This window comes from Paenibacillus sp. MAH-35, assembly GCF_058135425.1.
Genome location: NZ_JBYUPU010000064.1, coordinates 18846 through 30402, shown reverse-complemented (window position 1 = coordinate 30402; position 11557 = coordinate 18846). Strand labels below are relative to the sequence as shown.

Genomic DNA, 11557 nt, shown 5'->3' with positions numbered 1-11557 from the left:
TCTCATTATTTTAGAGCTGATTGCTCAAACGTACTGACTTGTGTCGATAACTCGACTTGTTTTGATCTCTTGCGAGATCGTCACTTGCACGCTCGTTGTTCAGTTTTCAAGGAGCAAATCGCTTGTCATCTTTTGTCGCTTTCGTTTTGCGGCGACCTCTTTAATATATCACAACCGCCTAGTACTTTGCAAGAAGTTTTTTTAAAAACTTTATTGCCTTCGAGCTTGTCTAAGCTTCCCTCGAAGAGGCGGAATTACAATATACCACGTATAGCCGCCTTAAGCAAGCAAAAAGAAAAAGCTTCTAAATCGAAGCTGCTTGCAAGATGTGAGACCCCATATAAGATTCAGTTATATCGTGCAGCTAATGCCGTTCCGCTTACCCGACCTTTAACGCTTCACTGCTCTAAATAACTTCCGCTCAGAACTTTGCATAAAAGCTTCTGCCGATTTAGCGGCGCCTCTGCTCCGTCCAGGTTTCCCGGGTTGCCGATTTTTTTCTTAGACGTATAAATTAATACGATCGCGAAGCTCATCTTCAAGCTGTATTCCGCTAGTTCTTAAAATAAAACGAACTTCAACCCGACGAGCATAAGCAGCCCCGGGACACCCAGCATTAGCACCGTCGCGACCGTCGGCATATTGACCGGAATTCGAAAATCATAATACGAGCCGGCCAGGTTGACGAAGTACAGCAAAAAAGCAGCGACTACAATATGCAGCACGGCATAACCGATCCACTGGCGAGAATGTTTGCGGCGCATAAGGACAACAACCAAAAGAATCGATGAAATAAGCAGTACTCCGAGCCAGATCGTTCGCATGTTACCCCTCCGCCGCTCTGCTCATGCCGACATGAAGCGCATGGATATTCAATTTTTTGGCGTTTTTGAGCAGCATCTCATACCGTTTCTCCGCCGCTTCCAGCGCATATATCGCGTAGTCAATCTGGTCTTGCTCGACCATATAATCCAGCCTTTGCTGCGCATACTGCCACTCCACCACCGCAACACGGATCTCTTCGAGCAAAATCTGCTTGTCCTTCAACAACGGATCTTCCTGCTTCTTTCTCCACTTCCAAGGAAAACGCCACAACATGTCCACCCCACCCCCATCGGTATCGAAGCTCTCGGCTTAGTAATACCTATGAAAGTCGAAGCTTTTCCAGAACGAAAATGTCGGGCGTACCGCAATTAAGAATACCCTTCGGGGAAAATCATCTTAATGTTCCTTGACGTGCAAACCCACGCACATGCTCGCAGGAAGGGAGTGGGCACATTCGCATAAGTCGCTGGTTGATGAGGTTTTAAGTAAAACAACTCGACTCCAATGAAGCTAGTTCCGCTCATTTTATGAGCAGGCTATGTTCGCCTTGGTCAAAACGCATGCACGCGGGTCAACTAACAAAATAAGAGCCTTTGGAGAGACTGTCGATTCATTGTGTAGAAGTGTTAGCAGGCCGTTCCAAGTGAAAAGTTACCTTCTTCTGCTCAGACAGGTTGTCCGGAATCCCTTGGTTTAATAACGATTGTAAGGTAGGGGATTCCAGACAAAACTCGCCAGAAGGTCATCTTTTCCCTTTCCACTTGGTTGTCCATAATGAATCGACAGCCTCTTTGGAATCTTCTATTTTCGGCCTATTCGCAAAACTAAAACGAATAGAAGCGGTATGCACCCCTTATTTCAACCAACTAATGGGGGTGTATCCTTTTCGCTGATTTTAGCAGCTTCAAACCACTCCTATTCCTTGTTCAAGCGGGTTTTCAGGCAAAATTAAGGTTACAAACCGCTCTTATTCGGCTCCTCCCCCGCCAGAATAAGAGCAGAAGACAGGCGCTATTCTAACTCGGTTCCGAATGTCTCGGTTCCCTTTAACGCTTTAGCGAGCGAATTAATCATTCGCTCTCGTCAAAAAAAGCCGCACGGAACGTATGCCACGTTCCGCACAGCTTATTCGCATTAACTCAGTTCCCTGCGTCCTTCGAGCGCCTTGGACAGCGTCACTTCATCGGCATATTCCAAATCCCCGCCTACGGGAAGCCCGTGAGCGATCCGTGTAACTTTGAGGCCGAAAGGTTTGACGAGCCGCGATAAATACATCGCCGTCGACTCCCCCTCGATATTCGGATTCGTCGCCAAAATTAGCTCCTGCACCTGTTCATCTCCGAGCCGCCGCAGCAACTCCGCAATCCGAATCTCGTCAGGCCCGATTCCTTCCATAGGCGATATCGCCCCATGCAGCACATGATAGTAGCCGTTATATTCCTTGGTCCGCTCCATCGCCACAAGATCTTTGGCTTCCTGAACGACGCAGATGACGGAACCGTCCCGCTTCTTGTCCTGACAGATGCGGCACGGATCGACATCGGTAATGTTGCAGCATACGGAGCAGTAGTGCAAGTTCCGCTTGACGCTAACGAGCGATTTGGCGAAATCGAGCACATCCTCCTCCTTCATGCGCAGCACGTGAAAAGCCAGTCTGCCGGCCGTCTTCGGACCCACTCCCGGCAACCTCGAAAAGGCGTCTATTAATTTGGCGATCGGTTCCGGGTAGTACAAAACGAACGGCTCCTTTACGTTTCAATTAGAACAAGCCCGGCATCTTCATGCCGCCGGTCAGACGTCCCATATCCTGCTCCGCCATCTGCTCCGCCTTGGTAAGCGCGTCGTTGACGGCCGTCAAAATAAGGTCCTGCAGCATATCCACATCTTCAGGATCTACAGCCTCCGGCTTGATCACGATATTCGTTAGCTTGCGATGTCCCGTTGCGGTTACAGTCACGACCCCGCCGCCTGCGCTGCCTTCAACCGTCTTGGTTCCGAGCTCTTCTTGCGCCTTTACCATTTGCTCCTGCATCTTCTTCACTTGTTTCATCATCTGCTGCATATTGTTCATAGCGAGTTCATCCTCCCGGATTATTCTTTGATTACGACCAGATCTTGGCCGAACAACTTGATAGCTTCGTCAACGACGTCGTCGCCGGGCTGACTTGCCGCCTCTTGCGACTCCATACGCATCACTTCGGGCTGCTCCGCCGTATCGGCTTGCGCAGCCTTCCAATCCTTAAGCATCGCCGTAACGAGCCGAAGCGGCGAGCCCAGCAATTCGGAGATCACCTGTTCGATCAGCTCTTTATGAGCCGGTCTTTCCGTCGTCTCCCGGTGCATTGCGCTCTTGAAAGCAAGCAGCAGCGTATCTTCGCTCGCCGCTACCGGCTCCCCGTCCACCAGCCAGGCGTGAACCATAATTTTGCGCTCTTTTACCTGCTGCAGCACCTGTCCCCACTTGCCCAGCACCTGCTTAAGCGTCGGCGAATCGGCATGCGGCAAGTATGGGTCCAGCTTGATGCCCGCCTTCATCGCAACTGAGGAAGAAGTGGATCTGGGCGGGGCTGCGGATCGCTGGGACGATTCTTTGCCAGCTGGCGCCAACCCACTTTTCAGAAGCTGATCCAATTTCTGCTCCAGCTGCGTGATTTTCCGGTTAAGCGCCGCGACTTCCGGATCTCCGCTTTTCTCGGCGGCCCCTTGCTGGGGTTGGACCGGGACGCTGCCCGCCGGCGAAGAACTGCACAGCTTAAGCACCGCCACCTCGAAAATCGTCTGCGGCTGAGCCGAATATTTCATCTCGGTCTGATAGTGATTCAGCACGTCGATGATGTGAAACAGATGGTCGCTCGAGAACGATCCGATCATCGTACGGAACGCCCCCGGATCGGTGATCCGGTCGGTCCACTCCTCTGCGTTCGGCACCAGCCTCAGCATTAAGGCGTCCCGGAAATAATAGATCAGATTCTCCATACATTTCTCGGCGCTTTTGCCTTCCTGCATCAGAAGCTCGATACATTCCAGCGCCGCACCGGCATCCCGTCCCGCAACCGCCTCGGCCAGCCGGCCGAACTGCTCCAGTCCGATTCCTCCGGTGATGGCCAGCACTTCCTGGAGAGTGACGTCGTTGCCGGTATATGCGATAATCTGATCGAGCAGACTAAGCGCATCCCGCATCCCGCCGTCCGACAAGCGCGCTACGTATTGGAGAGCCTCGTTCTCCGCATTCACGTTCTCCTGGCTGCAAATATAGGTGAGGCGCGACACTTGCTCGTCCAACGGCACCCTGCGGAAATCGAACCGCTGACACCGCGAGATGATCGTGGCCGGGAGCTTGTGCGGCTCTGTCGTTGCAAGGATAAACATGACATGGGCAGGCGGTTCCTCCAGCGTCTTGAGAAGCGCATTAAACGCTTCCGTCGTGAGCATGTGCACCTCGTCGATAATGTACACTTTGTGCCTCACTTCGGTCGGAGCGTACTTCACCTTCTCCCGGATGTCGCGAATTTCCTCCACGCCCCGGTTGGAGGCGGCGTCGATCTCGACGACGTCCATCACGGCGCCTTCGGTAATGCGCCTGCAGGCAGAGCATTCGTTGCACGGCTCCTCCGCAGGACCCCTCTCACAGTTTACAGCTTTGGCTAATATTTTGGCGGCTGTCGTCTTTCCGGTCCCCCGGGGACCGTTGAACAGGTAGGCGTGGGTGAGCCGTCCGTCCCGCAGCGAATTTTGCAGCGTTTGTGTAATATGCTTTTGTCCGACGATATCCCGGAAGGCTTGCGGCCTCCAAGTCCGGTATAATGCAATGTGCGCCATTGGCGTTTCTCCCCGAAAAGTTCGTTAGATCCTTCTCTAACCCATGAGGTTCATGTACTCCATTATACACTAAACCTCTTCCTTTTGACCAACCGCGCAGGGTTAGCTCGGGGAAAACGGTACGCTGACCGTAAATGTTGTGCCGAAGCCTTTGGAGGAAACGCGAATGCTGCCTCCTATATCGTGGATGATCCGCTGACAGACGGAGAGCCCGAGGCCGGTGCCGCTATCTTTGGTCGTAAAGAAAGGGTCGAATATTTTATCGATTAAATAAGCTGGTATGCCGGCGCCCGAATCTTGAACTTCCACATGCACCTTTCTGGCCCGGGCGTCTATCTTCTCAATGATCGTTAATGTCCCCCCTTGCGTCATAGCTTCGATTCCGTTCTTGCATAAATTGATAAACACCTGCTTGAGCAACTCCCGGTCGGCGATAATTTTCGGAATCTGGTAAACCGACTGATACTGGATCGTTACATTGTGCAGAACAGCCTGGTTGTTAATAATCGGCAATATGTCGCGCAGTACCGAGGAAATATCAATCTTGTCAAAGGTCACGTTTTTCGGTTTGCTCAGCAGCAAAAACTCGTTGACCAGCTCGTTAATCCGGTCAATCTCAGCCAGCATCAAATCCGTGTAGCCTTCCTCCCTCTCCATCCCGCTTTGATGAAACGTCCGGTTTAGTACCTGCAAGAAGCCCTTAATGGACGTTAGAGGGTTGCGAATCTCGTGGGCCGTTCCGGCGGCAATCTGTCCGATCATGGCGAGACGGTCGCTTCGCTGCACTTGCTGCTCCAAAGAACGAAGGTTGGTTACATCTTTGAAAATCACATAAGCTCCCACCACTTGGCCAAGCGGATCGCGAATGAGATTGGAGTCCATCAGCAGCTCGTAACGCTGCCGGTCGTTCGTCCAGGAAACCGCGTGGCTTCTGACCAACACACCGTCCAACAGTGTGCGCTGAACAAGACGATGCTCCTTCGGCACGGACCGGAACACCTCCTCCATCGGAAAACCTAGCGACGACTGCCGGTCGATTCCAAGAATATGGCAGGCCATGTCGCTAATATCGACCAGACGGAACTCCTGATCGACCACGAGAACTCCCAAATTGACATCCCGGACAAATGTACCCGAAAATTGCTGAAGCAAGCTCAGCTCCCCCGGCGCCAAACCGGACAATAAAAGAGCATACAGATGCCGTGCGCCCGACTCCGCACGCCCGAACCAGCAGCGGGTCGCCACCTGTTTTCCCTGTCCGGCCCTCAGCTTGATCTCGATCGTGCCGTCCTCGTCCATGCTGTTCTCGCACCGCTCGCATATCGCTTCCAGACACGATTCCTCAGGCACCAGCATAAATATGGAGCCGCCTACGCCGCATCTCCCGCCGAACAGATGAGAAAAGGCGCGATTACACTCTACTATTGTGCCATCTGCATCCATAATGGCAGCCGGGACCGCATCGAGACTGCGAATAAACGTTTGCGGAGACGGCATCGTGATCCGGAATTTTTCCATGCAATACCACCTTCTATTTATAATACCGGGCTAACGTCCGGCCCGGCCCCCTTCTTATAACAATTCTACTCGGATCTGTTTTTTCCTTCCAAGCGATTCCAGTTCCAAACCAAAAAACGCCGAATCAGCGTCTCATGACGTCTGAATCGGCGTTATTTCTCGGTAATCGTCATATTTAGTTACCGTGCACCTGCCGTTGATCTTGCGATCCGAGCGGAACCTTTACCGGTTAGCTCGAGTCAGGCACTCCTCCGGCACATGAACCATCTTGCTTACGGCTGCTTCCTTCCGGACCTGACCGGGTTCACAAGCGTCCATTGCGGAGGACCCGACCGTCAACACTTCGTGTAAAAGTCAGACCTCACATCGACAAGACCGAAAACAGGAATTCGACCCCGCTGTAGCGGATTGCGGGTACAGGGCACCGCTACCTCCCCATCTAGCACGGTAAACCTAGTATAGCGGATTGGCCGGCTTAACGCAACCTTCATCATTTGGCATCTTATGAAGCGGCTCCCCTCTACTCGCTGCGGGTAGTTACTTTAAAATTGTATCGGGGCACCGCATGCTGCAACGCTTGCGCCGCTTCGCTGCGGATTCGCTCGTTCTCCTGCTCGGACAACCCCTTGGCGGTAATGACCCTTATGCTGGCATTCGCCCCGTTCATGACGATCCGGACATTCCGGACGCCCGCGATTGGCGTAACCGCATCGCGCATCATTCTTGTATCGACCTCATACGTATGGTAAGTCGGAGTCAAGGGCAAGCTCGGATTCGTGTTCGTCATGCCCAAGTAACCGTCGTTCTGGTACGACTTCGTCCTCGAGGTGCCGTCACCGCCCCCACATCCGGCAGTCAGCAGCATCGGAAGCAGCACGGCTGCAGTCAGCAAGCCTGGTCTGATCTTCATAAAGAAACAACCTCCCTTGGTTCTAGGATGACCAAGAGAGGTTGTTGTATACACGAGGAATCGTACGCCATACGTGTAAAATTAAATGCCGTATTTTTTCTTAAATTTATCAACACGTCCGCCGGCGTCGATAAACTTCTGCTTACCGGTAAAGTGCGGGTGGCATGCGGAGCAAATCTCCACGCGGAGGTTTTGCTTAATGGAACCCGTCTCAAACGAATTACCGCAAGCGCAAGTTGCCGTCGTTACATAATATTTCGGTTGAATTTCTGTTTTCATGAGCCTTTCACCTCTCTCCGCCCTGAGTCTCATTTGGACCCAGAGTTATATGGACACATGAGCGCATTATATCACGTTTTTTCCGATAAATGCAACACGATTTGTACAACCCATCATTTGGCTGGTGCCCGCGGCGGAATGTGCGTGTACGAGCCGATGACGACATCCGGAAGCTCCGCTTCGAATATCTCGATCATTTGTTTCATTCCGTAAGTGTTGCCGCGTTTTGGCGGTATAAGCTGCAAATAACCTTCCGGATCGATATTGAGGTTGCGCAGTTGGATCAGCCTCAATCCGGTCCGCTTGGCGAAGCCCAGCATCGCTTCGATCTCCTCTTCCCTGTCGGTTACTCCGGGGAATACGAGGTAATTGATCGACGTATACACACCCTTGGAGGTCGCGTAGGTGAGCGATTTCTCCACATTGGCCAGCGTATAGCCGCGAGGTTTGTAGTAAGCATTATAATGGTCGTCCAGCGCGCTGATCGTACTGACTCGCATCAGATCAAGACCCGCATCGACAATCGCGCGGATATGATCGCTTAAGCCCGCGTTCGTATTAATGTTGATATATCCGTTGCGGGTCTGCTCGCGTACGCGGCGGATCGCCTCGATAATCAGCTTGGCCTGCGTCGAGGGCTCGCCCTCGCACCCTTGTCCGAAGCTGATGATCGCATCCGGAGTTTGCAATTGCTCCAGCATGACCTGAACGATCTCATCCACCGTCGGTCTGAAGTTCATCCGGGTCTGAGGCGCCGGAAATCCGCTGTCATCCGGCTGCTCCGAGATACAGCCGTAACATCCGGCGTTGCAGGAATACGATACCGGTACTGCCCCTTCCAGCCGGGACAAAAACGTGTTGGAGGCGGTTAAGCATTCGTACTCCAAAGCGCACTTGGACAAATGCTGGTACAGCCGGTTGTCCGGGTAAGCCCCAGTTAACCGGTTGACTCCAAGCTCCAGCTCCTTCGTATCGCAGTTACGCGGATTCCACGGTTCAGGATCGTCGCTTTGCCGGGCAGCGACATAAAAAGCGCCGTCCTTCCAGGCAACCGCCGTATACCCGAATAACGGAAGCAATTGCGACTTGTCCTTCTTGGCATAGCCGGGAAGCAATAGCCGCGTAAATCCTTGAGGAAGCAGCGCTCCGACCGCTTGATAGGGGCCTTCCATCGCCTGCATCGACCCGGCCTGCTCGTTCCAGCCAATCGCACGCGTTGCCGGCAGACTGACCAAGGTCGCCCCTTCCGGCAGCGGAATCAGCTCGTCTTCCCATATTTCCGTAATCATGTCACCGCTGCGGCCGAGTGCTGTCCACTCCGGATGATCGAATACGTTACCCGCTTCGTCCGCATATACCAAATACATGAGGCTTCCCTCTTTTTCATTTCAAGTATGCCGGGGCGGCTATTAAGAGGCGGAATTTTTGACCCGCTTGCCGTCCGGTTTGGCTTCCAGTGTTTCATAAAATTCACGATTCGTTTTCGTATCGCCGAGCTTCTTAAGAAACGCATCGACAAAATCGTGGGAATCGTTCATATTTTTGCGGATCGCCCAAATTTTCTCGAGCTCCTCTTTGGTTAGCAGCATCTCTTCGCGGCGCGTACCCGAACGGCGAATGTCGATCGCCGGGAAGATACGACGCTCTGCAAGCTTGCGGTCCAGATGCAACTCCAGATTGCCCGTTCCTTTGAATTCCTCGTAGATGACGTCATCCATTCTCGAACCGGTCTCCACGAGCGCCGTCGCCAAAATGGTCAAGCTGCCGCCTTCCTCGATATTCCGCGCAGAACCGAAAAACCGTTTCGGGCGATGGAACGCCGCAGGATCAATACCGCCGGATAACGTTCTTCCCGAGGGAGGTATGACGAGATTATACGCTCTCGCCAGCCGGGTAATGCTGTCAAGCAGAATGACGACGTCCTTTTTGTGCTCTACCAAACGTTTAGCACGTTCCAGAACGAGTTCGGCTACTTTGATATGATTTTCCGGTAGCTCGTCGAAGGTCGAAGCAACCACTTCCGCCTTGACGGAGCGCTGCATGTCCGTCACTTCCTCCGGCCGCTCGTCGATCAGCAGCACGAAAAGCTCCACATCCGGATAGTTCAGCGAGATGCTGTTGGCGATCTCCTTGAGCAGCAGCGTCTTACCCGCTTTCGGAGGCGCGACGATCAGTCCCCGCTGTCCCATGCCGACCGGGCTTAGCATATCCATAATACGGGTGGACACTTTCTCGGGAGTCGTTTCCAGAACGAATTTCTGCTGAGGGTACAGGGGCGTAAGGGCAGGAAAGTGAAGGCGTTCGGCAGCCGTCTCGGGCTTCTCTCCATTAACCGCTTCTACCTGCAGCAACCCGAAATAGCGCTCATTTTCTTTAGGCGGTCTGCATTTTCCCGATACGCGGTCGCCGGATCGCAAATCAAACTTGCGGATTTGAGACTGGGAGATATAAATATCTTCCGAGCTAGGCAAGTAGTTAATCGGACGCAAAAAGCCATAGCCCTCGGACAACACGTCGAGGATACCTTCCATAAACATCAATCCGCCCTTTTCGGCTTGGGCGCGTAAAATTGCAAAAATCAGTTCTTTTTTCTTCATTTGGCCGTATGAGGCTATTTGGTGCTCTTTCGCCAACTTGTACAAGTCGGTCAGTTTCAGCTGCTCCAGCTGTGCCAGATGCATATCCATCTCATTATCCACCACACTATTCGTTATTCAAACCGGCCAAAGCCATATAAACCTATCATTTCCGAATTTCTTTTAATCTATTCTTGCAACAGTCTCTACTCCCGCGTCTTCTTCCCAAATCTCCGCCCCGAGGCTGCGCAGGTTGGGCACCAAATTCTCATAGCCCCGGTATATATACTCGATACCGGAAATCTCGGTGACTCCAGACGGCACCGTTAATGCAGCGGTAAACAGCGCGGCGCCGGCACGCAAATCCGTAGCCCTAACCTTCGCAGCCGACAATATGCCACCTTCGATAATCGCGGAACGCCCTTCCACCTTAATCTTGGCGCCCATGCGAATCAGTTCGGGAACGTGCTTGAACCGGTTGTTGTACACATAATCGGTCAATATGCTGACGCCTTTGGCTTGGGTGAGGAGACTGGTCATCGGGGACTGGAGATCGGTGGCGAAACCGGGGTACACAAGCGCCTTGACGTCTACACTCTCGTATTCCGGCTGGCCTACGACGCGTATCGATTCGTCCATCTCGTAAATGTGGACGCCCATCTCTTGCAGCTTGGCGGTTAACGCTTCCATATGCTTCGGAATGACATTGTCGATCACGACATCTCCGCGGGTAGCCGCCGCCGCGATCATATAAGAACCTGCCTGTATGCGGTCGGGAATGATGGAATGCCTGCAGCCGTGCAGCGAATCGGCTCCTTCAATCCGGATCGTTTCGGTACCGGCTCCTTTAATCTTCGCTCCCATTGCATTCAATAAGGTAGCTACATCTATAATTTCTGGCTCTTTGGCCGCATTTTCGATCAAAGTGGTTCCTTTGGCGCGAGAAGCCGCCAACATGATGTTGATCGTCGCTCCTACACTGACTACATCCAAGTAAATTTTAGCTCCGCGAAGCTGCTTCGCCCGGATATGTATGCTTCCGAACTCATTGCGCACTTCCGCTCCAAGCGCCTCAAACCCTTTGATATGCTGATCGATCGGTCGAGGCTCGAAATTACATCCGCCGGGAAGCCCAATCGTCGCTTCTCCGAACCGGCCAAGCAAAGCACCCATCAAATAATAAGAAGCCCGAAGCTTCTTCACATTGCCATTAGGCATCGGCACCGATCGGATCGATCCCGGATCAATAATCATCTGGTCACCGCTGCGTACGACGCTCGCTCCGAGCTCGCCCAGCAAATCGGTATAAATATCGACATCGCTGATGAGCGGGAGATTATCGAGCACAACCTTCGTTTCCGCCAGGATCGCCGCGGGAATCAACGCGATCGCGCTGTTCTTCGCTCCGCTGATCGTTACCGTTCCACGCAGGGAGCGGCCTCCCGCGATCAAAAGTTTCCCCGTCATTCCGGCAAATTCCTCCCTATTAGGCAGACTCTCGGAGTCTTCCTCTACCATTGCCGTCTGCCGGACGGGCAGACTCCGGTATTGTACTTGTTGCACGCAAGCAGAAAGAAAAAGGAACCCCGGCGGGAAACCGTTCCCGCCGGCACAATCCTGTTATCGCTTT

11 protein-coding genes and 1 other RNA gene are annotated in these 11557 nt (G+C 52.9%); all 12 read right to left on the bottom strand.

Going from position 1 to position 11557, the window contains the following annotated elements:
• Positions 1-560 precede the first annotated feature (560 nt).
• The 12 genes from AC3Y2E_RS32925 to murA all read right to left on the bottom strand — a co-directional run bounded on the left by AC3Y2E_RS32925 (position 561) and on the right by murA (position 11394).
• Entirely contained in the window at positions 561-824 is a 264-nt protein-coding gene (locus AC3Y2E_RS32925; RefSeq protein ID WP_190923485.1) for a pro-sigmaK processing inhibitor BofA family protein, read from the bottom strand.
• 1 nt (position 825) lies between these two features.
• On the bottom strand, positions 826-1098 hold the full coding sequence (locus AC3Y2E_RS32920; protein ID WP_332074418.1) for a DUF2508 family protein: 273 nt from the start codon (positions 1096-1098) through the stop codon (positions 826-828).
• Positions 1099-1959: 861 nt separating this feature from the next.
• Positions 1960-2559, bottom strand: a complete 600-nt coding sequence (recR, locus tag AC3Y2E_RS32915; RefSeq protein ID WP_190923489.1) for a recombination mediator RecR — start codon at positions 2557-2559, stop codon at positions 1960-1962.
• A 25-nt stretch (positions 2560-2584) separates the two neighbouring features.
• A complete protein-coding gene (locus tag AC3Y2E_RS32910) occupies positions 2585-2896 on the bottom strand; it encodes a YbaB/EbfC family nucleoid-associated protein (protein WP_190923491.1) in 312 nt (103 codons plus the stop codon).
• A gap of 20 nt (positions 2897-2916) precedes the next feature.
• Positions 2917-4644: a DNA polymerase III subunit gamma/tau gene (gene dnaX, locus AC3Y2E_RS32905; RefSeq protein ID WP_379217470.1), complete on the bottom strand. Its 1728-nt coding sequence runs from the start codon at positions 4642-4644 to the stop codon at positions 2917-2919.
• Positions 4645-4746: 102 nt separating this feature from the next.
• Positions 4747-6162, bottom strand: a complete 1416-nt coding sequence (locus AC3Y2E_RS32900) for an ATP-binding protein (RefSeq protein WP_379217469.1) — start codon at positions 6160-6162, stop codon at positions 4747-4749.
• A 182-nt stretch (positions 6163-6344) separates the two neighbouring features.
• Positions 6345-6610, bottom strand: an RNA gene (gene ffs, locus AC3Y2E_RS32895) — signal recognition particle sRNA large type.
• A gap of 72 nt (positions 6611-6682) precedes the next feature.
• Positions 6683-7072 carry a hypothetical protein gene (locus AC3Y2E_RS32890; RefSeq protein WP_190923497.1) on the bottom strand — a complete coding sequence of 130 codons (390 nt, stop codon included), beginning with the start codon at positions 7070-7072 and terminating at the stop codon, positions 6683-6685.
• 81 nt (positions 7073-7153) lie between these two features.
• Entirely contained in the window at positions 7154-7351 is a 198-nt protein-coding gene (rpmE, locus tag AC3Y2E_RS32885) for a 50S ribosomal protein L31 (RefSeq protein WP_190923499.1), read from the bottom strand.
• Positions 7352-7464: 113 nt separating this feature from the next.
• Entirely contained in the window at positions 7465-8718 is a 1254-nt protein-coding gene (locus tag AC3Y2E_RS32880; RefSeq protein WP_332074414.1) for a radical SAM family protein, read from the bottom strand.
• A gap of 42 nt (positions 8719-8760) precedes the next feature.
• On the bottom strand, positions 8761-10038 hold the full coding sequence (gene rho, locus AC3Y2E_RS32875) for a transcription termination factor Rho (protein ID WP_190923503.1): 1278 nt from the start codon (positions 10036-10038) through the stop codon (positions 8761-8763).
• A gap of 72 nt (positions 10039-10110) precedes the next feature.
• Positions 10111-11394: a UDP-N-acetylglucosamine 1-carboxyvinyltransferase gene (murA, locus tag AC3Y2E_RS32870; protein WP_190923505.1), complete on the bottom strand. Its 1284-nt coding sequence runs from the start codon at positions 11392-11394 to the stop codon at positions 10111-10113.
• Positions 11395-11557 lie beyond the last annotated feature (163 nt).